The organism is Corynebacterium intestinale, assembly GCF_023574125.1.
GTDB lineage: Bacteria > Actinomycetota > Actinomycetes > Mycobacteriales > Mycobacteriaceae > Corynebacterium > Corynebacterium hesseae.
Genome location: NZ_JAMKFF010000001.1, coordinates 226,971 through 249,665, shown reverse-complemented (window position 1 = coordinate 249,665; position 22,695 = coordinate 226,971). Strand labels below are relative to the sequence as shown.

At 61.0% G+C, this 22,695-nt stretch carries 16 protein-coding genes; 5 read left to right on the top strand and 11 right to left on the bottom strand.

The features are described 5' to 3' along the window. The first annotated feature begins 129 nt into the window (after window positions 1–129). On the top strand, window positions 130–3,852 hold the full coding sequence (locus M5J06_RS01155; protein WP_250223759.1) for a multifunctional oxoglutarate decarboxylase/oxoglutarate dehydrogenase thiamine pyrophosphate-binding subunit/dihydrolipoyllysine-residue succinyltransferase subunit: 3,723 nt from the start codon (window positions 130–132) through the stop codon (window positions 3,850–3,852). Between the two features lie 490 nt (window positions 3,853–4,342). On the opposite strand, the gene M5J06_RS01150 is transcribed toward M5J06_RS01155, so the two are convergent. Next, a complete protein-coding gene (locus M5J06_RS01150) occupies window positions 4,343–10,039 on the bottom strand; it encodes a G5 domain-containing protein (RefSeq protein ID WP_250223758.1) in 5,697 nt (1,898 codons plus the stop codon). Between the two features lie 347 nt (window positions 10,040–10,386). Beyond that, on the bottom strand, window positions 10,387–11,163 hold the full coding sequence (locus M5J06_RS01145) for a hypothetical protein (RefSeq protein ID WP_250223757.1): 777 nt from the start codon (window positions 11,161–11,163) through the stop codon (window positions 10,387–10,389). A gap of 162 nt (window positions 11,164–11,325) precedes the next feature. Between M5J06_RS01145 and M5J06_RS01140 the strand changes: the two genes are divergently transcribed. Further along, window positions 11,326–12,465 carry an Mrp/NBP35 family ATP-binding protein gene (locus tag M5J06_RS01140; RefSeq protein WP_250223756.1) on the top strand — a complete coding sequence of 380 codons (1,140 nt, stop codon included), beginning with the start codon at window positions 11,326–11,328 and terminating at the stop codon, window positions 12,463–12,465. A gap of 7 nt (window positions 12,466–12,472) precedes the next feature. Here M5J06_RS01140 and M5J06_RS01135 read toward each other — a convergent pair whose 3' ends face one another. The 3 genes from M5J06_RS01135 to sigE all read right to left on the bottom strand — a co-directional run bounded on the left by M5J06_RS01135 (window position 12,473) and on the right by sigE (window position 14,294). Beyond that, entirely contained in the window at window positions 12,473–13,006 is a 534-nt protein-coding gene (locus tag M5J06_RS01135) for a twin-arginine translocase TatA/TatE family subunit (protein WP_250223755.1), read from the bottom strand. Window positions 13,007–13,076: 70 nt separating this feature from the next. Beyond that, window positions 13,077–13,547, bottom strand: coding sequence for an anti-sigma factor family protein (locus M5J06_RS01130; protein ID WP_250223754.1), 471 nt, complete (start codon window positions 13,545–13,547; stop codon window positions 13,077–13,079). An 81-nt stretch (window positions 13,548–13,628) separates the two neighbouring features. Next, window positions 13,629–14,294, bottom strand: coding sequence for an RNA polymerase sigma factor SigE (sigE, locus tag M5J06_RS01125; RefSeq protein WP_154762030.1), 666 nt, complete (start codon window positions 14,292–14,294; stop codon window positions 13,629–13,631). A 164-nt stretch (window positions 14,295–14,458) separates the two neighbouring features. On the opposite strand from sigE, the gene M5J06_RS01120 reads away from it, so the two are divergent. Continuing rightward, a complete protein-coding gene (locus M5J06_RS01120) occupies window positions 14,459–15,106 on the top strand; it encodes an O-methyltransferase (RefSeq protein WP_250223753.1) in 648 nt (215 codons plus the stop codon). A gap of 81 nt (window positions 15,107–15,187) precedes the next feature. Here the strand turns inward: M5J06_RS01120 and glgC are convergent, their stop codons facing one another. Further along, on the bottom strand, window positions 15,188–16,405 hold the full coding sequence (gene glgC, locus M5J06_RS01115; protein WP_250223752.1) for a glucose-1-phosphate adenylyltransferase: 1,218 nt from the start codon (window positions 16,403–16,405) through the stop codon (window positions 15,188–15,190). A gap of 154 nt (window positions 16,406–16,559) precedes the next feature. Between glgC and glgA the strand changes: the two genes are divergently transcribed. Both glgA and M5J06_RS01105 read left to right on the top strand, forming a co-directional pair. Continuing rightward, the gene (glgA, locus tag M5J06_RS01110; RefSeq protein ID WP_070624808.1) at window positions 16,560–17,714 is read left to right on the top strand and encodes a glycogen synthase; all 1,155 of its coding nucleotides are present in this window, start codon (window positions 16,560–16,562) and stop codon (window positions 17,712–17,714) included. A gap of 11 nt (window positions 17,715–17,725) precedes the next feature. After that, entirely contained in the window at window positions 17,726–19,183 is a 1,458-nt protein-coding gene (locus M5J06_RS01105) for a GH32 C-terminal domain-containing protein (RefSeq protein WP_144675968.1), read from the top strand. Window positions 19,184–19,676: 493 nt separating this feature from the next. On the opposite strand, the gene M5J06_RS01100 is transcribed toward M5J06_RS01105, so the two are convergent. The 5 genes from M5J06_RS01100 to folP form a co-directional block, all read right to left on the bottom strand. Further along, window positions 19,677–20,561: a methyltransferase domain-containing protein gene (locus tag M5J06_RS01100; protein ID WP_070530398.1), complete on the bottom strand. Its 885-nt coding sequence runs from the start codon at window positions 20,559–20,561 to the stop codon at window positions 19,677–19,679. Window positions 20,562–20,571: 10 nt separating this feature from the next. Then, window positions 20,572–20,739 (bottom strand): DUF3117 domain-containing protein, encoded by a 168-nt coding sequence (locus tag M5J06_RS01095; protein ID WP_010187237.1) that lies wholly within the window; start codon window positions 20,737–20,739, stop codon window positions 20,572–20,574. Window positions 20,740–20,828: 89 nt separating this feature from the next. Next, on the bottom strand, window positions 20,829–21,128 hold the full coding sequence (locus tag M5J06_RS01090) for a DivIVA domain-containing protein (RefSeq protein WP_101736287.1): 300 nt from the start codon (window positions 21,126–21,128) through the stop codon (window positions 20,829–20,831). 3 nt (window positions 21,129–21,131) lie between these two features. Further along, window positions 21,132–21,869 (bottom strand): glucosyl-3-phosphoglycerate synthase, encoded by a 738-nt coding sequence (locus tag M5J06_RS01085; RefSeq protein ID WP_250223751.1) that lies wholly within the window; start codon window positions 21,867–21,869, stop codon window positions 21,132–21,134. Window positions 21,870–21,872: 3 nt separating this feature from the next. After that, window positions 21,873–22,685, bottom strand: coding sequence for a dihydropteroate synthase (folP, locus tag M5J06_RS01080; protein ID WP_154762078.1), 813 nt, complete (start codon window positions 22,683–22,685; stop codon window positions 21,873–21,875). Between the last annotated feature and the right edge of the window lie 10 nt (window positions 22,686–22,695).

The following is a 22,695-nucleotide window of genomic DNA, read 5'->3' as shown; positions in this document are numbered from 1 at the left end:
GTGGCCAAACTTACAGGGCCCGTATCATAAAGGAAGACACTTTTCGGGGTGCCTTTCGCACCCGTGGATTGGCCTACTAGAGTCGAATAAAGACAAACTTAGAAGCACAGAAAGAGGCGAGCATCTGCCGTGAGCAACTCGAGCATCTATGGCCCGAATGCGTGGCTGATTGACGAACAGTTTCAACAGTACTCAAAGGACCCGGACTCCGTAGACAAGGAGTGGCGCGAGTACTTTGAGGCCAACGGGGCACCGAAGTCGGCCGCACAGTCCAAGGCTGCGGACGCTCCGGCCACCACCCCCGCACAAAAGAAGGGCGCGGCACAGGCTGCAGAGAAGTCCCCTGCCGCACCGGGTGCCAAGGCACCGAGCGACTCTAAGGCTTCTGCCGCGGCCGCTAAGTCCGCAAAGAAGGCGGAGAAGAAGTCCGAGTCCCCGCTGGATCGCATCAAGGATGCACCGGAGCCGGGCTCCCGCGTGCTCAAGGGCATGTTCAAGGCAATCGCCAAGAACATGGACGAGTCCCTGGAGATCCCCACCGCCACCACCGTGCGCGACATCCCGGTCAAGCTCATGTGGGAAAACCGTGCGATGATCAACGATCACCTCAAGCGCACCCGCGGCGGCAAGATCTCCTTCACCCACATCCTGGGCTACGCCATGGTCAAGGCGGTTCAGATCCACCCGGACATGAACGTGCGCTACGAAATCAAGGACGGCAAGCCCACCGTGGTCCAGCCGGAGCACGTCAACCTGGGCCTGGCCATCGACCTCTCGCAGAAGGATGGTTCCCGCGCCCTCGTCGTGGCTGCCATCAAGGAGGCAGAGAACAAGACCTTCTCCGAGTTCATCGATGCCTACCAGGACATCGTTGACCGCTCCCGCAAGAACAAGCTGACGATGGATGACTTCTCCGGCGTCACCATCAACCTGACCAACCCGGGCGGCATTGGCACCCGTCACTCCATCGCCCGCCTGACCAAGGGTTCCGGCGCCATCATCGGTGTCGGCTCCATGGACTACCCGGCTGAATTCGCCGGCACCTCCGCAGACCGTCTGGCAGACCTGGGCGTCGGACGCCTGGTTACCCTCACCTCCACCTACGATCACCGCGTTATCCAGGGCGCTGAGTCTGGTGAGTTCCTGCGCACCATCGGCCAGCTCATTCTGGACGACGCCTTCTGGGACGAGCTCTTCGAGTCCATGGGCGTTCCCTACCAGCCCTTCCGCTGGGCTGCCGACGTCCCCAACACGGGCGTCGACAAGAACACGCGCGTCATGCAGTACATCGAGGCCTACCGCTCCCGCGGCCACCTGCTGGCTGACATCAACCCGCTGGGCTGGAAGCAGCCGGGCCTGCCTTGGCCGGATCACCGCGACCTCGACCTGGCTACCCACGGCCTGACCATCTGGGATCTGGACCGCACCTTCAACGTCGGCGGTTTCGGTGGCAAGGAAACCATGACGCTGCGTGAGGTGGTTACCCGCCTGCGCTCCGCCTACACCCTCAAGGTTGGCTCCGAGTACGCCCACATCCTCGACCGCGATGAGCGCGGCTGGCTGCAGGAGCAGATTGAGGCCGGCATGCCGAAACCGACCAACTCTGAGCAGAAGTACATCCTGCAGAAGGTCAACGCGGCTGAAGCCTTCGAGAACTTCCTGCAGACCAAGTACGTGGGCCAGAAGCGCTTCTCCTTGGAGGGCGCTGAGTCCCTCATCGCCCTGCTGGACTCCATCGTGGACACCGCCGCTGGCCAGGACCTCGACGAGGTCGTCATCGGTATGCCGCACCGCGGCCGCCTCAACGTGCTCTTCAACATTGTGGGCAAGCCGCTGGCAGATATCTTCGGTGAGTTCGACGGCAACTACAAGGGCGGCCAGCTCGGCGGCTCGGGTGACGTGAAGTACCACTTGGGCGCTGAGGGCGAGCACCTGCAGATGTTTGGTGACGGCGAAATCAAGGTCACTCTGGCCGCTAACCCGTCTCACCTCGAGGCCGTTGACCCGGTCATGGAAGGTATCGCACGCGCCAAGCAAGACATCCTGGACAAGGGCGCAGAGGGCCACACCGTCGTGCCGATCATGCTCCACGGCGATGCTTCCTTCACCGGCCTGGGCGTGGTCCAGGAAACCATCAACCTGTCCAAGCTGCGCGGCTACACCACCGGCGGTACCGTCCACGTGGTTGTCAACAACCAGGTTGGCTTCACCACCACCCCGGACTCCGGCCGTTCCACGCACTACGCCACCGACCTGGCCAAGGGCTTCGACTGCCCGGTCTTCCACGTCAACGGCGACAACCCCGAGGCAGTTGTCTGGGTGGGCAAGCTGGCCACCGAGTACCGCCGCCGCTTCGGCAAGGACGTCTTCATTGACCTCGTCTGCTACCGCCTGCGCGGCCACAACGAGGCTGATGACCCGTCGATGACCCAGCCGCTGCTCTACGACATCATCGATGACCACAAGTCCGTCCGTGAGCGCTACACCGAGGAGCTCATCGGCCGCGGCGACCTCTCCGATGAAGAGGCAGAGGCAGCTGCACGCGACTTCCACGACCAGATGGAATCCGTCTTCACCGAGCACAAGAAGGCGCAAGAGGCTGGCCCGAAGGAGCAGACCGGTATTACCTCCTCCCAGGAGCTGACCCGCGGTCTGGATACCTCCATCACTGCCGAGGAACTCGCCGAGATCGGCGATGCCTACGGCACCCCGCCGGAGGACTTCGAGTACCACAAGCGTGTTCGCAAGGTTGCCAAGGACCGCCAGAAGACCTCCCGCGAAGGCGGCATCGACTGGGGTTGGGGCGAGCTCATCGCCTTTGGCTCCCTGGCCAACTCCGGCAAGGTCGTGCGCCTGGCCGGTGAGGATTCCCGCCGCGGTACCTTCACCCAGCGCCATGCAGTGGCCTTCGACCCGCACACGGGTAAGGAATACAACCCGGTTGCACACCTGGCTGAGGCCAAGGGCAATGGCGGTAAGTTCATGGTCTACAACTCCGCGCTAACCGAGTACGCCGGCATGGGCTTCGAGTACGGCTACACCGTGGGTAACCCGGATGCTGTGGTGGCCTGGGAGGCACAGTTCGGTGACTTCGCCAACGGTGCTCAGACCATCATCGATGAGTACATCTCTTCCGGTGAGGCCAAGTGGGGCCAGCTGTCCAGCCTGATCCTGCTGCTGCCCCACGGCTATGAGGGCCAGGGCCCGGACCACTCCTCCGCCCGCATCGAGCGCTACCTCCAGCTGTGTGCTGAGGGCTCCATGACCGTGGCTCAGCCGTCGACCCCGGCTAACCACTTCCACCTGCTGCGCCGCCAGGCACTTGGTGAGATGAAGCGTCCGCTCGTGGTCTTCACCCCGAAGTCCATGCTGCGCAACAAGGCCGCGACCTCCTCCGTCGAGGACTTCACTGAGATCAAGAAGTTCCAGTCCGTCATCAATGACCCGAACTTCGTTGACATCAACGGCAAGAAGGTCGGCGATACCGACAAGGTCAAGACCATCATGTTGGTCTCCGGCAAGCTCTACTGGGAGCTGGCCAAGAAGAAGGAGGCCGACGGCCGCGACGATATCGCTATCGTCCGCGTGGAGATGCTCCACCCGATTCCGTTCAACCGTCTGCGTGAGGCTTTCGAGGCTTACCCGAATGCAACGCAGATTCGCTTCGTGCAGGACGAGCCGGCGAACCAGGGCCCGTGGCCGTTCTACAACGAGCACCTGCGTGAGCTCATCCCGGATATGCCGGAGATGGTCCGCGTTTCCCGCCGCTCGCAGTCCTCGACTGCTACCGGTAACGCGAAGGTTCACCAGATTGAGCAGAAGAACCTGCTGGAGGAAGCCTTCGACATCTAAAGGTGCTTATGACCTGAAGCGCTGACACACAGCACAGCGCCGAGCAAGGCCCCGGCCACCACGAGCTCACAACGAGCGTGGTGGCCGGGGCTTTTTCTTGACCGCAGGGAACCCAACAGCTGTGCCGCACACGCCTACGTCTCCCCCGCCCACCCTTCGCGCTCACAGGGGGACATCAATCAGCGACCACTAGCGCTCCCGGTGAGCGCGAAGGGTGACGCACACAAGAGTCCTAAGGCCCCGGCGGTTCTCAGCGTTTCGGCCGACAGGACAGCGGGCCCTCAATCTTGCTCAGTTCCGGTCGAGGGGCGCAACACCACGAAAGCTGACAAACCTTGCTCAATGCCAGCATCGAACTTCGAAGGCGTATCTGGACCTCGCAGTGCGATTGCGCAAGAAGAAACGCCCGAGCTTTTGCTCGGGCGTTTGCTCGTGGTTCACTCAACCACTGCCTTGGGGGCTGGCCAAGCCCCCTAAGGAAACCTAGGTCTTAGGAATCCTTGCGGCGGCTAGGACGCAGAATCAACGCTGCACCAGCGATGAGCGCCAAAGCCACACCAACAAGGCCTAGGACGTTGGCACCGGTGTTGGCGAGCTTGCCAGACGAGGTGCTCTTAGCAGAGGCCGGAGTGCTCGAGGTCGTACCAGGCTGGCTGGCCTGGTTCGGCTGAGCATTCTGGTTCTGCGTTGGCGTCGGCTGTGCTTCCGTGTTCGACACCTTCGGCTGCTGCGGCTGCTGCGGTTTCACCGGCTCAACCGGCTTGACCGGCTTCGTCGGCAACTCCGGAATGTGCGGAGGCTTGAAGAAGTGGGCCAGTGCCGGCGGGATAATCACCAGCGGGATGAGCGGCCACAGGCCGCTAAGGTCCGGAATGCTCGAAGTAGAAAAACCAGGCTTTTCAGGTTCTTCGGTCGGGGTTTCCGACGGTTCTTCGGTCGGGGTTTCCGACGGTTCTTCGGTCGGGGTTTCCGTCGGATCCTCCGTCGGATCCTCGGTTGGGTCTTCCGTTGGCTCTACCGTCGGGTCCTCGGTGGGATCAACTGTCGGGTCCTCGGTGGGATCAACTGTCGGATCCTCGGTCGGGTTTTCCGTCGGGTCCTCGGTCGGGTTTTCCGTTGGGTCCTCGGTCGGGTCCTCGGTGGGATCAACTGTCGGGTCCTCGGTCGGGTTTTCCGTTGGGTCCTCGGTCGGGTCCTCGGTGGGATCAACTGTCGGGTCCTCGGTCGGGTTTTCCGTTGGGTCCTCGGTCGGGTCCTCGGTTGGCTCTACCGTCGGGTCCTCGGTGGGATCAACTGTCGGATCCTCGGTTGGGTCTTCCGTTGGGTCCTCGGTCGGGTCCTCGGTTGGCTCTACCGTCGGATCGTCGGTGGGAGCAACTGCCGGGTCGTCCGTTGGCACTTCGCACTTGCACTTGGAACCCACACGAATCTTGCGCGGGGTCGGCTCCTTAATGACTTCCTCAGACGTCTCCGGATCGCCTTCCGGCTCGCCGTCCTTGAGCTTCCAGGTCTTGGTTACTTCCTTCTCACCAAATTCGCCTGCCTGGTCCTCAACAACCTTGCCAACTTCCAGGTTCGGGTCATACTCAATGATGGTGTCGAACGGAGTGCTCTCCTTGTGCTTATCCGTCAGCTCAGTCTCGTGGTGGGTCGCAGGACCAACCTCGATGATGTGTGTGGTCGGATCACTGATCTTCTCAGTGGACTCATCCTTCGTCGCCTCACCGTTCTCGGCATTCACCTTGACGGTGTGCTTAACCTCGCCTTGCTTGCCTTGCTGGACGACCTTGGTCTCGCCAGGCTTCAGTGCAGGGTTAACGCGGACCTCAACCTCGAACGGAGTGTGCTCATTCCATTCAATGACCGTGGATGCAGGTTTACCCTTGGTGCCTATCCTGACGATCTTCTTGACTGGATCGCTAACACGCTCAGTGGTGGTCTCCGTACCAGTAACCTTCGAATTCTCGATGGTCTTCGTCGTGATGACCTTGTCCTTGCCCAGCTTGCCCTCTTGGACAGTCTCCTGGGTACCGGCTTCCATCGTGTCATCGAAGATGAACTCGGTCTCGAACGGCACATCGACCTCGTACTCGGAGGTCTCAGAGCCCTCGGTCTTGGTGCCAACACGGATCACCGCGTTGCTCGGCTCCTTGGTGCGCTCAGTGGTCACAGTCGGCTCGCCATCCGGCTTGCCGTCCTTGATCTTCTGAGTGGAGGTGACGGTCTCGCTACCGAGCTCGCCTTGCTTGTCGACGACCTGCTCACCCTCTGCGAGGGTGTCATCGAAGACAATCTCGGTCTCAAACGGAACCGGCTTCTCAACCTTAGTCACCACAGAGGTGTCCTTGGGCGCTGGGCCATATTCGATGATCTCGTTGACAGGAGCCTTGGTCTGCTTCTCCTCCGGGGTCACCGTTGCCTGGTCGCCCTTCGCGGTGAAGTCCGCGGTGTAGGTCTTCTCACCCGGCACACCCTTCTGAACAACCTTGATCTCACCCGACTTCAACTCCGGGTTCGGACGGGTCTCAACATCGAATGGAACCTGAGCGGTCCACGTAACCTTCTCAGAGGCCTCAGACGGCTTAGTGCCAACGGTGATGACTTCGTCGACAGGCTGCTTGGTGATCTCTTCGGTGATCTTGGGATCGCCCGGCTTGGAGTTGACGATGTCACGCTTGATCGTCACCGTCTTTTCACCCGGCTCACCCTTGGTAGTCACCTTTGACTCGCCAGCAGGCATGTTCGGGTCATACTTCACTACAACCTTGTACGGGGCCTCAGCCTTGTAGGTCTCGGTGTTCTCACCGGTGGTCTTGGTACCGACGCGGATGATCTGCTCGGTCGGCTCCTTGGTGCGCTCCGTGGTAACGGTTGGGTCGCCAGAGGGCTTGCCGTCGACAAGCTTCTGCGTGGAGGTCTCAACCTCAGTGCCGAGCTCGCCCTTCTGATCGACGACCTGCTTGCCTTCTTCCAGGGTGTCATCGAAGACAACCTTGGTCTCAAACGGAATCGGCTTCTCGGTCTTGGTCACCAGCTCGCTCGGGGCCAGACCCGGGCCATACTCAATGATGCGCTTGACCGGTTCCTTGGTGGTCTCTTCCTCAGCTACCTCGGCCTTGTCGCCCTTAGCGATGAACTTAGCGGTGTAGGTCTTCTCGCCGTCCGCGCCTTCCTGGACAACACGGGTTTCACCAGGCTTCAGGTCCGGGTTCTCGCGAACCTCAGTCGGGAAAGGAATCGGGACCGTCCAGGTCACGTCCTTGGCGCTCTCGGCAGGCTTGGTGCCGACGACAACGACCTCATTAACCGGCGCCTTGGTGCGCTCCCAGCTACCGTCCTTGTTCTGCTTCTCCGAGCCCGCCTTGCCTTCGGTTTCAACCTTGTACTCGCCGGCAGGGATGGAGTCGTCGTACTTGTACTCAACGTCGAACGGAACTTCGCGCGTCGGAACGTCAACAACGTTCACAACACCGTAAGCGGTATCCGTGGAGCCATCCTCGTAGGTCACAGTAACCGGAATCTTGACTTGGTCACCTGGCTTGGCATCCTTAGGTGCGGTTGCGGTGATCTGTCCATTGTCATCAATGCTGACGGTCCACCCAGCCGGAACCTTGCCCAACTTGTAAGGGTTGTCCTTTGCAACGTTGACGTTGTCCGGCTTCTCCAGGGCAACCGGAAGCGTTGCCGTCTCGCCGGGGTACACCGTCTCAACCGGGTAAGACGGTTCCGCCTCCCAGGTATTAGTCAGCTTCACTACGGTGGTAACGGGCACCTTTGGCGTGGAGCCGTCCGGGGTTTCAACCGTGACGGTGATGGTCTTCTGCTCACCCGGCTTGGAATCTGCCGGCGGAGTGGAGGTCACGACACCAGTTTTCGGGTCGATCGTGTACTTCCAACCGTCAACATCCTGCGCGGTGATCGGCGAACCATCATCGTTCTTGCCAAAGGAGAACTTCGATCCCTTCGGGGCATCCTCAACATGGTGCTCGACAGACTGGTTCGGGCCCGTGACCTGTACGTCGTAGGTAGGCGCGATGTCGCTCTTTAAAACGACGACACTACCCTTCACATGCTGCGGCTTGTCGGTGTTGTCGTAGTAGGCAAGAACCGGAACGTCCAGGATGTATCCTTCGGGCGCTGTCCGTGGGATGGTGGTGGTGATTTCACCAGTGTTCTCATCGATCTTGACGGTCCACGTACCGCTGTCATCCGTGACGGTGTACTCGGTCTTGCCGCCTTCAAACGTGTAGCGCTTCGGGGCTTCATCGTTCGTGTTACCGCTCAAACCACGCTCCGGGAGCTTCGGCTTGAGGCTCACCTTTGCGGTCGGCTTGTTGGTCACCGTGTCATAGTCGGGGATCTTGATGTCCACGATGGCTTGGAACTGCGTCTCAATCTCATCGGTGGTCTGATCCGGGTAGCTGGCCTTGATCTTTGGGGTGATGATGCTGCCCGGCGGGACGGTTTCGTCCGCCTTCGCGGTAACCCTACCGGTCTCATCGACGGTAACGGTCCAGCCATCCGGAACGGAATCCGGGTCAACCTCAAACTTCGCGGGGTGAACCGGGCCATGGCCCTTCATGATGGACTTGGTACCAACCTGAGCCGTAATGTTCTGGCCCACCTTGCCCTTCGAAATACCTGGGCGCACTAGGTCGGTGACCTGGGTGTGGTTCGGTTCAACGACTACGAGCAACTCAAGCTCATCGGTGGAGCCGTTCGAGTACTCCACAATAACCTTCGGACGAGCGAAGGTGCCTGGCTTTGGCTCCTCTGGAGCGGTGACGGTGACGTTGTAGTCCTCGTCCATCTCGACGGTCCAGCCGTCGAAAATGTACTTTTCGTCCAGCTTGACCTTGGCTTCGAAGCCCTTTTCGCCCTTCTTCTTCGCTAGGTCCCTGATCAGGTCCGGGGTCTGGGTGAAGGTAACCTTCTGCGGCTCAGTAGCCAGCGGCCCGGTAGCGCTATCGACGCCGGAGATGATTGAGGCGTCGGTCTTGTCGTACTTCGGGGAGTGGTACTCGGTGTCGTCCAGGGAGAACGCCTTCGAGTCGATGACGTTCGCCTTGTTGTAGCGCGTCAGCGAGTTGGAGCTTTCGAAGGCCTGACCACCTCCGAAATTGTTATTCTCGACAGCAGCTTGAAGCTGATCGACGGTACGCGGCTTCGCCAGAACGGAGAAGTTCACGTTCTTGTCAGTTGCCAGGTCGGTACCGCGGTACTCAGGCCACGTGAAGTAAATGTCACCGTTGTCGTCGATGCGGAGGTTCTGCTCGCCGCCGGAGGCTGCAGGGTCCGTGGTTCCAATGAACGTACCGTTGCCGTCGTAGGCCTCCACAAGCATGCGCGACATTGAATCGTCCGTGCCGCCATTAGCAACAGCCGGAACGTTGATGTGGCCGACCTTGGTCTCTTCCCCTGGAACAATGACGTGCTTTTCAAAGCTCTCCCACGACACCGTAATGGGGTTACATTCGATGTTCTCGCTCGGCCACGGGTTGACGGTAGCGGTAAATTGAGTATTGGTCCCCTCAGTGGCCCGAAGGCTCTGTGTAGTAGGGTCCTTTGTATAGTTGCCCTTCCACGCGTAGCGCACCGGGTCATCTTTACCGGCTTCTGCGAACTGCTTGACCTCGTCTTCAGTCAGGTCGGCGTAAAGATTCAGGTTTCTCTGATTACGCGAAGCCGTAATCGCGATGCTTTCATCGGCCTTCGCAGTGACTGGGAGCGGCGGACTGACAGGAAAATCCTTACCGGCATCTATGGAGGCAACCGAGCCTGCGTTCAGGACGCCTCCCATCAATCCAGAATTAGAAAAACTCCAGTCCGCGAACGTGCGGTCCTGTGAATTGTCGAAGGCGAGGCTCAGCCCCCACGTGGTCTTGGAGGGGCTTGTCGAACTCGGTTCCAGATTCTGCCAGCTAAAACCCGCCTGGCTGCCGCTTGGGGAATTCTCATTGACCACACACGAACCGGCCGGTAGATCCGAGGCCTTCTGCTTGTCCTTCTCCACTGCGCCGGCTTTGTCACGGACGCCGCCGGTCAGTGTTGCGGCTGCAGCCTCGGGGGACACAGTATTAAAAGACGTGACGCTTAGCCCACTGAGCGCGAGAGTAATAGCGGAGAGAGCGGCCACTCCCCTGCGAGGAGAACGACGACGCGACGAGCTACTGCTTTGTGCATTCATTCCAATAGACCTTTCCAATGCAAAACTCTGCCTCGCCCCCCGCGGGAAAGCGTTGGTCTTAGGGCTTGCCAAGCGCTCTCCCCTCAAATACTCGAGAGAACAGACAGGAAATAGACAGGTTATCGCTAAAAATAATACCTACCAAAGAGGAGAAAAGCAAGGAAAAATACCTACTTACCAGCCATTTATTGACGACAGTTCACAGCATTTTAAAAGCTGAAAATTCGCTGAATCGTCCACCCTATGAGACGGGACTAGGTTTCTGCATGTAGGGCACGGGGAGACGTCGCCAAGCACAGCGTGCCCACCGTCATGCGAAGCACACGATCAAGCGGTAGGCACAACCCTTAGGATTTTTCGTGGACCAAATCCGAGCCGCCGGAGGAATTGGAGTCGCCCTCCTCATTGAGGTTCTGCGAGAGGTTGGCCTCCATCCAGGCGCGCACGGCGCCCTCGAAATCCTCAGACTCCTCCACCTCCTCAACGACCTCATCGAGGTCCTGTGTCGTCAGGAATTTGGTAAAGGACGCGATCTCTAGTTTCTCATCGCGGTTGAAAAGCCCGTCCTGGTAGACCACGACGTAGTTTTGCGGCAGTTCCGGCTTGGAGTTTGGGCAGCCCTCAGCGCCGGCGGGCTCGACCACGGACATCTCCGGAGGCATCGACGCCATGAGCGCAACGTGGGTGCGCTCCAGGAAATCCACGTCCTTCGTCCCCTCATCCTTGGCGGCCACATAGTCCTTTGAAATCTCGCGGGCCTCCACCGGGTTGTAGACGTTTAAAAATTCGCCCGTACAGCCAACGAAGAAGTTTCCGTTCGTGCTTACCCCACTGACGTGTTCACCGCCGCGCCGGACCATCATTGGCTCCTGGGAAACGGTGGCCGCACGCCCCTCATCGCGGAGGGTCTGGCGGTAGATTTCCGCCAAAACACGCTGTTTATGGGATGTCGGGTCAATCATGATGGTGATAGGCGCCGATGCAACAGGCTTGGGGTCTGGCTTGGGCTCATATCCCGAGCAGGCGCTGAGCGACGCCCCCACAACCCCCACCAATGCCACCCCAGCAACGCGGGAGAAGGTTCGGGAACGTGAGGTATGGCGGGGCATCAAAATAAGGCGCATTCTTTCTCTTAAACCAGACATGGAGCAGGACATAAACCACAACATGTCACTACTGTGCAGCTGCAGCGCTTCAGGCGCAGCATCTGGCTGAATTTTACACATCCCATTGCCCTGACGCGGTGTGGCTCTCCTCAGCAACGGGTGACTAGACTGGTGCGGGTTATGACTAGCGCTATTACTGAATCTTCCGTTCGCGACGCGCTCACCCGCGTCGATGACCCAGAAATCGGTCGCCCCATCACTGAGCTCGGCATGGTGAAGTCCGTGACCGTCACCGGCTCGGACGTGGATATCGAGCTCTATCTCACCATCGCGGGCTGCCCGATGAAGAGCACCATCGAGTCCAATACCCGCGCAGCCGTTTCCGAACTAGACGGGGTCGGAGAGATCACCATCTCCATGACACCGATGAGCGATGAGCAGCGCAAGGAGCTCAAGCAGAAGCTGCGCGGTGGACAGGCCGAGCCGGAGATCCCCTTTGCCAAGCCTGAGTCCACCACCCGCGTCTTCGCGGTGGCCTCCGGCAAGGGCGGCGTGGGTAAGTCCTCCGTCACGGTGAACTTGGCGGCTGCCTTGGTAAACAAGGGCCTCAAGGTGGGCATCGTGGACGCCGATATCTATGGCCACTCCGTGCCCAGCCTGCTGGGTTCCACGGCGGGCCCCACGGTGCTTGACGACGAAATGCTGCTTCCCCCCGTCTCCCACGGCATCAAGCACATTTCCATTGGCCAGTTCGTGGAGGGTAACGCGCCCGTCGTCTGGCGCGGGCCCATGCTGCACCGAGCCCTCCAGCAGTTCCTCGCGGACGTCTTCTGGGGTGACTTGGATGTGCTCCTGCTGGACCTGCCGCCGGGTACTGGTGACGTGGCCCTGTCGGTGGCCCAGCTCATCCCCAACGCCGAGCTGCTGATTGTGACCACCCCGCAGGCGGCCGCGGCCGAGGTTGCCGAGCGCGCAGGTTCCATCTCGCAGCAAACGCGCCAGCGCGTGGCCGGCGTGATTGAGAACATGGGCGCGATGGTCATGCCGGACGGCTCCACCATGGACATCTTCGGCTCCGGCGGCGGCACGGTGGTATCCGAGCGCCTCAGCGTGCTGCTGGGCCACGAGGTTCCCCTGCTGGCCAGCATCCCGCTCGATCCGAGCCTGCGCGCCGCCGGCGACGCCGGAACCCCCATCGTTGTCTCCGCGCCCGACTCCCCCGCTACAAAGGCCATCACCAAGGTGGCGGATTCCATTGCCGTGCGCTCCGATTCCCTCGTGGGCAAGAAGCTCGGCTTGGGCGTGACCCGCAAGAACTAATCGGTTCTTAGGTGACATCCTCCCAGGAGGAGCTGCCCTCGCCGGTGGGTGTAGTCCCGCCGCGCGGGGACTGCTGCGCACCCAGGTCCGGGTAGACCTGCGAATAATCAAAGGTCGGCCGGCCAGTATTGTCTTGCGGCGCTGGCTGCGCCGGAGCCTGCCTCGCGGGCTGGTTGTTCATGTCCGCATCATGCTCATACGGGCTGGTGCTCTTCTTGATGTCCTCAGCCATCTTTTTCGGGTTGAAATCGTCCCAGGCGGAATCGTCGCCGTCGAAAAGCGCCTTGGTGATAACCCCGCGCGGCCCCATGCGCGTCCACTCCGCCGCCTGGCTCAGAGGTACGCGAAGGTCATCGAACTCCGCGCCGAGACCGCTCATCTCACCGTTGAGCTCCGCCTTAGCGTTGGCAATTGCTTTGCGCGCGGCGTAGATAGCCGCACGGACATCCATGATCACACCGGGCAGGCGCTCGGGGCCGATGATCACCAGACCCAGCAGCACAATGACAAGGATCTCTACCCAACCAATTGAGGAAAACACGAAACTATCTTAACTACTTCGCTAATGGTGACAGGGCGACGGGCACGCGGAAGGCTTCGGGGCTTATAAGTCAGCCCCGCTGGTTATGCCGGATGGCGCGCACAACCATCTCCACCTTGTCAAGGAAGTCTTGGCGAGGCCGATGGGCGGGCATCTCCGCGTCCGGCCCAGGCCCAGCGCCCTGATTAGCAATACCCGCAAGTTTAGCCATGAGGGAATCCGGCGCCTTGACGTGGGAATCCACGCTGCATTCCCGAATCCATTCGGCGGCATTGCGCTGGTGGTGAATGTCCGCTCGGCACTCCGCGCAGTGCACGAGATGAACACGCACGCGGTGGGCATACTTGGCCGGCATTTCACCATCGACAAAGGCGACGACCGCCTCGGGCCCCAAGTGGCCGATCGTATCCGCGCGCTGCGCGCGTGACTTGGCTTTATCGCGGACTTTGGCTTGGGCCTCAGTAAAGAATCCGGACAAGCCTAGGGAGTGGCCATGATCCTGATCCCCCGAGGACTTCTTATGCCCTGATTCCTTCACCACAACGTCACCTCCACTCAGCGCGTACTCTCAACCTTCACTTAGCTGCGAGTTTCGCAGTCCTAAGGCTAAACGCTGCCCAGTCTAGCGCGTGCGCAGCAGGCTGCGGGTGTCCGCGTTGGTCTGCGCTTCCTTTTCCAATGCGGCGCGCAACTGGGAGCGGCCGCGGTGGATTCGAGAGCGCACGGTACCCATCTTCACACCGAGAGTTTCGGCGATTTCGTCGTAGCTCATGCCAACGACATCACAGAGCACCACCGCAACACGAAAATCAGGCGCAAGGTTATCCAGTGCCGATTGCAACGCCGGGTCGAGGTTAGCCACCGAGTAGGCCTGCTCCGGGGTCATGTCAGTGCCGGGGACACGCTCATAATCCTCCGGCAAGGCCTCCATGCGAATTTTGGAGCGGTGGCGGACCATGTCCAAGAAGAGGTTCGTGGTAATGCGGTGCAGCCAGCCCTCAAAGGTTCCGGCCTGGTATTTATTCAAGGAGCGGAAGACACGCATGAAAGTCTCCTGCGTAAGATCCTCAGCGTCATGCTGGTTACCGGAGAGGCGGTAGGCCAAACGGTAGACACCATCAGCATGTTCGGCAACGAGTTCACCCCAAGAGGGCATATCACCCTGACCAGCGTCGAACGCTGCGGTTCCGGTCAGCTTTTGGGCTTCTGCGTTTTCGGAAGAGCTGACGGTGGAAGAAGAATCACGAGTGCTTTGAGCGGGCTCAACACTGCGCTGCTGTGTGGTCATGAGGATCATCATTCTATAGTGCGGGCCGAAACTCCAGCCAGCGCACTGTGAGCAGCCTGTGAATCCGTCACTCCTCTTACATGCGCTTCTTGTGCCACACGGAGAGGACAATCGCGGGCGATTCTCGGCGCGCAGCTGCAGCGAGTTCACTATGGTTTTCTATTGTGACTACTACGGCTTATGACGCAATGCGAACCTATATCGAATCCACCAGCGAGAGCTCTGAGGTGCTCGCCGCCGCCCGCGCCCACGCGGAGGAGTACGGACTGCCTTCGCCGGATGAGGCCACCGGCCAGCTGCTCAGCACGCTCGCCGCGGTTTCTTCCGGTACCGCCTCCCGCCCCCAAGCGGTGGCGATTACCCCCGCTGCCTCTGTCGTGGGCCTTTACCTGTTGGCGGGGATGCCGGACAACGGTATCTTGACCTGCATTGACCCAGAGGCCGAGCACCAGGCCAGCGCCAAGCGGGCGTTCCGCGATGCTGGCTACTCCCCTAGCCGCGGGCGCTTCCTTCCTTCCCGCCCCCTCGACATCATGGGCCGCTTGGCTAATGACACATACCAGGTGATTTACGCCGAGGTTCCCGCCCTCGACATGCCTGCGCTTCTCAAGGCAGCGTGGCCTCTGCTCCATCAGCACGGCACCTTGGTGTTGGCCAATGCGCTTCTCGACGGCACCGTGGCCGACCCCTCCCGCACCGACCGCGACACCGCCGCCGCCCGCGAGGCCGACGAGTTTGCTCGCTCCCTCGACGGCGCCGCCGTCACCCGCCTGCCCTATGGCGCGGGCCTGACGCTCATCACAAAGCTCTAGCCCACCAAGCACCACAAAAGCGGGCGCGACGGTGGCAATCACACCACCCGCACGCCCGCTTTAGGACAGAAATAACGCGACTTAGACCTTTACATTCTTGCCCACAACCACGACTCCGCCTTCAGAGACCTTGAAGCGCTCCTCATCGCGCTCGCGGTCCACACCGATGATGGCGCCGTCACTGACCACCACGTTCTTATCCAGGATGGCATGGCGGACTACCGCGCCACGACCGATGCGCACGCCGGGAAGGATGACGGAGCCTTCCACCGTCGCCCCATCCGCCACGTGTACGTCCGAAGCCAAGACGGAGTTGCGCACCGTACCACCGGAGACGATGCAGCCCGGAGCCACCATCGAGGACTGCGCAATACCGTTCTGCACAAACTTCGCCGGCGGGAAGTTGGAATCATCCGTGGAGTGGATAGGCCACGAACGGTTGTACAGGTTGAAGATTGGGTGCACCGAAATCATGTCCATGTGCGCCTCATAGAAGGAGTCGATGGTACCGACGTCGCGCCAGTAGCCATGGTCACGCTCCGTAGAGCCGGGAACTTCGTTAGCCATGAAGTCATAGACGTGCGCCTGATCGCGCTGCACGAAGTAAGGGATAATGTTGCCGCCCATATCGTGAGCGGAATCCTCATCCTTTTCGTCTTCCAGCAACGCGTCGATAAGCGCCTGCGTGGTGAAGACGTAGTTGCCCATGGAGGCATAGGTCATGTTCGGATCATCCGGGGTCGCCGGAGGATTGGCAGGCTTCTCGACGAACTCCGTGATCGTGCCCATCCCATCCGCCTGAATGCAGCCAAAGGCGGAAGCCTCCGAGCGCGGGACGCGGATACCCGCTACCGAGCAATCGAGACCGGTGGCGATGTGCTCTTCCACCATCTGGGCCGGGTCCATGCGGTAGACGTGGTCGGCGCCGAAGACGATGACATAGTCCGGCTTTTCGTCATAAATCAGGTTCAGCGACTGCAGGATGGCATCGGCGGAACCGTTGTACCAGCGCTTACCGCGACGCTGCTGAGCCGGAACGGAAGCGATGTACTGCGGGGTGGGTCCAGACAGGTTCCACGCTTGGGAAATGTGGCGGTCCAGAGAATGGGACTTGTACTGGGTCAGCACCGCGATCTTGAGGAATCCGGCGTTGACAAGATTGGACAGCACGAAATCGATCAGGCGATAGGAACCGCCGAACGGAACGGCGGGCTTAGCGCGGTCTTCCGTCAGAGGAAAAAGGCGCTTTCCCTCACCGCCGGCAAGGACAAGGGCAAGGACATTTGGAAGGCTTCTCACATCACCCAATCTATAGACGTTTTCTGGATCGCGCAGTCGAAGAGTGCTTGTTTTTACCCCCTTTTGATTGCCTCTCGCCTCCCCCGCGGGCCAACGCGTCACATGGCCTCTCAAGGTTTAGCGCGAGCTGTGGATAATCCGTATTCTGGCGATTATGAGAGCCGGAATTTTTTCTAAGGAGTATCCGCCGGAGATTTATGGCGGAGCGGGCGTCCACGTTGCAGAGCTCACGCGCTTCATGCGCGAGATCATCGATGTTTCAGTTCACTGCATGGGTTCTGAGCGCGACGAGAAGGATGTGTTTGTGCATGGCGTTGATCCCTCGTTGAAGGAGGCTAACGCCGCGCTGCAGACACTCTCCACAGGGCTGCGCATGGCCAACGCCGCCTCCGATATTGATGTGGCTCACTCCCACACCTGGTACACGGGACTGGGTGGGCACCTTGCCAGCCGCCTGTACGGCATCCCCCACGTGGTCACCGCACACTCGCTCGAACCCCACCGCCCGTGGAAGCGCGAACAGCTTGGTGGTGGCTATGAGATCTCCTCGTGGTCGGAAAAGAACGCCATGGAGTACGCTGACGCCGTCATCGCGGTGTCGGCCGGAATGAAAGACTCAATCTTGGATGCATACCCCCGCATCGACGCCGACAAGGTCCACGTGGTCCTCAACGGCATCGATACCCAGGTATGGCAACCGGGTGAGTCGGCGGTGCTGGATAAGTTGGGCGTCGACAAGCAGCGTCCCATCGCCGCCTTCGTGGGTCGGATCACCCGACAGAAGGGCGTGAAGCACCTGCTGAAAGCCGCCCAGAACTTTGACCAAGACATTCAGCTTGTGCTGTGTGCCGGCGCACCCGATACGCCGGAGATTGCGGCGGAGACCGAGGCCCTCGTGGAGGAGCTACGCGCCCAGCGTGACGGCGTGTTCTGGGTCAAGGACATGCTCTCGCGCGAGGAGATTAAGCAGGTCTACTCCGGCGCCGACGTGTTCGTCTGCCCCTCAATTTATGAGCCTTTGGGAATCGTCAACCTTGAGGCAATGGCTTGTGGCACCGCCGTGGTGGCGTCCAATGTGGGCGGCATCCCCGAGGTCGTTGTCGACGGCGAAACTGGTGTTTTGGTCAACTATGACGCAGATGACGACGCGACCTTTGAGGCCGATATTGCCGCCGCCGTGAACCGCGTTGCTGCCGATAAAGAGCTGGCACAACGCTTCGGTGCTGCGGGCCGCCAGCGCGCCATCGAGGACTTCTCGTGGGCCACCATCGCGCAGCAGACCGTGGACATTTACCGCTCGTTAATGTAGGAAGGACTGCCGTGACGCATAAAGAAACGCACCATCGCCCAGAACTTCACTTCGTTCCCGATAGCGGGATCCTCGACGCCCCCGCAGGAATCGTTCGGGACGGTCATACCTGGCACTTGTTCCACCAGTACCGCCCTGACGCTGGCCAGCCTGCGCGCTGGGGCCATTCCACCTCCGAGGAAACAGCCTTCGCGTGGCTGGACTGCGACGACGTCCTCGCCCCCGTCGGTGGCGAGCTGTCACTACGCGCAGGCTCAGTGGCGGAGGGCAAGGACGCCCTCAACCTTTATTTCACCTCGGTGACCTCGGTGGGCACCAGCGTGCGCTTGGCGCGGTATACCGACTACGCCGATGAATGCATCGTGTCTGATGACCCTTCTGCGCTCGATCCGGATGTCGTCCGCTTTGGGGAGGCCGTGGGCGCCCACACCAACTATGACCGCTTCCGCTCGCCTTCCGTGGTCCCGGATTGGGCCAAGGAAGACCGCGAAGAGGGACACGATGGCTGGCTGATGCTGGCGCTGACCGGTCATTCCGATGCCCCGATGCCGGTAATTCTGGACAGCCCCAATGGCGAATCTTGGACTCTTCTTGGGCCCTTGAGCTTCGACGGCGACCCTGGCTTTGAAGACGGCGAGGTCCCGGCTACCTCCCCCATCCCGCCGGTGGTGTCACCGCGCTTGGTGCGCCTTCGTGACGAGGTAGATAGGGAAATCTACGATGTCCTCTTCGTCACCTTAGAGCGCGAGGGCCGCGACGTTTCTGGCTACATCGTGGGCCGCCTCGACGGCACCGTGTTCACCGTGGCACGAGGTTTCCAGCGCGTGGACTATGGCCATGACTTCTCCCGGCCACGCAACACCAACACCACGACCGGAACGATTCCGCAGGAGCGCCGCTACGACCGCGCCGTCATCCTCGGCCTGCTCAATGGCAATGGCCGCGGTGATGACGCTACCAAGCACCCCACGTGGGAAGCTGAAGGCTGGGCTAATAGCTTGTCACTGCCACGTGCAGTCACGCTGCAGGGCGGTGTGCTCTATCAGACTCCAGCGGAGGGGCTGCCGGATGCTGTGAAGCTCTCGGACTACGCACGGTCTTGGACAGGTGTATTGGAGGTGCCGGCGGGCTCGAGCGTGACCGTCACGCTGAAGGATGGCTCCGGTGACGCCGCTGCGGTCATCCGCCACACGGGCGAAGAAATCAGTTTGGACCGCTCCATGTCGAAGGCTTTCGACAACTACTTCAGGGATTCCGCGCCAGCAGTGGCCAAGCTGGCCGAGGGCGATTCGGATACCCTCACCGTCATTCAGGACGGTGCCAGCGTTGAGGTGTTCGTAGACGGTGGATTGGTGGCTATGAGCTCCCGCGTCTACTTCGAGGGCGGTTGCTCCGCTATCGAGGTCAGCACCGAGGGCGAGGCTATTATTGAGCAGTCCTGGAACAGGAAGGGCACCAAGCTCTCTTAAGAGCATCGAACGACGATCATAGAAGGAGGCCCGGGGTAACCGGGCCTCCTTTTGTGTGCGGGCCCACTGTGTTGTGTGGCCACGTTGCGCCGCTGCGCTCGCGGTCATCATTTCTCGCGCATGCCTCATCAGTTCCACTCGCTCCCCTTCCGCCCTTCGCGCTCACCGGGAGCGGTCATGACGGCTGATTGAGGCTCTTGGTGAGCGCGAGGGGAGAATTCGATGGGTGGCTTCGAGGCAAGGGTTCAGCGAAATAGCCAGCGCGTCAGCGCAAGCTCCAGATCACAGTGAGCAAACAGGCCCAGGGGTGGTTGCATCACAGGCCGCCCCGCCCTTCGCGCTCACGGAGGAGCTAAAAACTTCCGACGGACCCACTGCCGGTGAGCGCGAAGGGTCGTTCCGGAGAGAAAAGGGACGTTCCGAAGAAAGAAGGGCCGTTCCCCGGGGCTGAAAAGCAAGGGCTGGCAATGAGAAGCCGAGCGCAAGCGATGAGTTAGGCCGAGCGCAAACGATCCAGACGGGCGTGGGCCGTCACAGTCAACGTCTGCGGCAAGGAGGCCATGCGCTCTGCCAGCTCTTCCGGACTAATGTGGCGCGCCGAGGGGCTCATCCCTACCTGCGCGGCGATGGACGCCTTGTCCAAGACGATGGGGAAAGAAATATCGACCGGATCCGCTGCCTGCTTAAGGAACCCTTCCGCCTGCGTGTAGAGGCGATCCACCTTGCCTTCTTCCACGCCGAGAATTCCCAGCGGCTCTCGCAGCTCATCCAGGTGACCGGACTGCGGGGTCAACACGATGACCTCCCCGCCGGGTGCGAGAACGCGCTGAAACTCCGCCGGATTGCGCGGCGCGAAGACCACCGAGATGGCATGGATTGAATCATCCTTCAAGGGCAGGCGCTCCCACACATCCGCAACCACGGCGCCGACGCGCTCGTGCGACTTTGCCAGATGCTTAGCCGCATGCGTAGAGATATCCAAGCCCACGCCGCGAGCGCCCTCGATCGAATCGAGCGTGTGCGCCAGGTAGTAACCCGTGCCAGCGCCTACCTCCAGGAGCGAGGGGGCGGTGTCCTCATTGAGGCCTGCTTGCTGAGCCGCGTCCTGACTCTCCAAAGAATCTTGCACCGCTCCAGTGACTGCCTCCACGAAGGGCGCGAAATGCCCCATCGCCAGGTAGGTTTCACGGGCGGTGACCATCGCGGCATCGTCACCTTGATGCTTCAGACCCGCACCAGCTGCCAACGTGACGTAGCCTTGCTTGGCCACGTCATAGGAATGGCCGGTCTCCGACACGAGGCGGGAAAAATCATCCGCGCCCTCAAGGGCGCTGCCATCGGCGGGATCGGCCAGAATATCGACGATATGTGAAAGCATGCTCCCTAGACTAGCTAGAAACTGCTACGAGGAGTGAACCCAACTCCGCTGCTTCTTCTTTGCTGAGCTCAATAACAATGCGTCCACCCCCGTCAGAAGGAATGCGCATGACGATCTTGCGGGACTCCTCTACCGCTTCCATCTCTCCACCAGTGGTACGGGGCTTCATCGCTGCCATATTGAGTCTCCTTCGACTGTATTTTGTACGTCCTTCTAGTCTAGCTCTTTTTCGGCTGCCGGCGGCAGACTCGTCGTTGTAGGCTCGGCCTAGGCCTGGACCGAAGGTTCTGAAGGTTCGCCCGATGACGCCGCCTTGGCACCCCAATGGCGCTCCACTGCCGCCAACAGGGCATCCACTTGGTCCTGGCGGTAGCCGCGCACAACCACGTCAAAGCGCAGGTCATCGAAGCGCCCCTCCTCGAGGGCCCGAAGATTCTCCCGATCGGTATCCACGGCGTTGTCGGGAGCGCCCATGACAGGCCCCCGGCCCACGAAGCTTCCCCACGCCCACGTGCCGATGATGATGAGGGCAATGAGCACAACGATAAGAAGAATCCAGGACATCATGCGCTAAATCCTACCCAGCAATGGTGGCCTTTGGGCAACAGGCCCAACCACGCCAGCACGGGACAGGATGGTGCGCGCAACCACATCGGCCATCGGGGCCAGCTCCTCCAATGGTCGGTTACGGTGGGTGCGGGTGCCCAGGTCAACCTCGGCGAGGGCATAGGGGCCATAGCGCTTGGCGACGTCTATCAGCAGCCCCGCTTCCACCCCGTACCCTTCCACGAACGGCAGCTCCATGGCGGCCGCGCGTCTTAAGGCGTATTCGCCGCCGAGTGGTTGGTCAATGTGTGCGAGCTCTGGGAAGAACTGTCGCAAAAGCGGCTTGGCGGTCAGCTCGGTCACGCGCCCGCCACCGGTAGGCTTTCCTTGAAGGCTGCGCGCATAGCGGGCCTTGACCAGCTGGACGTGCGGATCTACGAAGGGCTCGCTGAGCGCTGTGACCATTCCGGACGCGGCGGATTCTAGGTCCGCATCGATGAAGACGACGATGTCGCCCTCAACTGCCGCCACGCCGCGCCAGAGGGATTCGCCCTTGCCGGGGCGGGGCTCCTCAGGCAGGATCTCCCGCCAATTGAGCACCTGAGCCCCTGCCGCCTGCGCCTCAGCCGCAGTTTCATCGCTCGAGTCTGCATCGATGACGATGACCTCTAGAGGATCATCCGCCAGGCAAGCACGCACCACGTGCGCGACTGTGCGCTCCTCGTTGAGCGCAGGGATAACCACAGAAACGCTGTCGGTCATGGCTTAGGCTAGCCCCCGCGTCGTGGCCAAGGGAGCTATCTGGCCCTGGATGGCGGCGGTCATGCGGATGACGTCGAGAGTCGGGGCCACCTCATGGACCCGAAAGGCCGCCACGCCCCGTGCCGCCGACCATGCCGTCGCTGCCAGCGTGCCCGCGACGCGCTGGTCCACGGCGCGGTCGAGGGTCTCACCCACAAAGTCCTTGTTCGACAATGCCATGAGCACCGGCCAGCCCGTTGCCACGATCTCGTCGATGCGCCGCAGCAACTCCAAGCCGTGGAAGGTGTTTTTGCCGAAGTCGTGCGTGGGGTCGATAAACGTCAGCTCCTCCGGGCAACCGAGGTCGGCGGCTCGCTCGGCCAGCCGCGTGGTCTCGCTGATGACATCGGCAACCACATCATCGAAGTGCACGCGGTGCGGGCGGGTGCGCGGGGTGACGCCACCGGTGTGCGAGCACACGTAGCCTACCTTGTGGTGGCCAGCCACCTCGATGAGTTCGGGGTCCCAGCCGGCCCACGTGTCATTGACCAGACCAGCACCGGCGGCGATAGCCGCTTCTGCTACCTCAGCGCGCCACGTGTCCACGGAAATCAGCGCCTCTGAGCGGCGGCGGTGCAGCTCCGCGATGGTGGGCACGACGCGCTCGATTTCCTCGGCGGCGTCGACATGCTGACCCGGGCCGGCCTTGACGCCTCCGATGTCGATGATGGAGGCGCCGTCGTCAAGCGCTTGCTCCGCGCGCTGGATTGCTGGGTCGAGCTCGAAGGTGGCGCCCTTGTCGTAGAAGGAGTCTGGGGTGCGGTTCACAATCGCCATGACCCGCGCG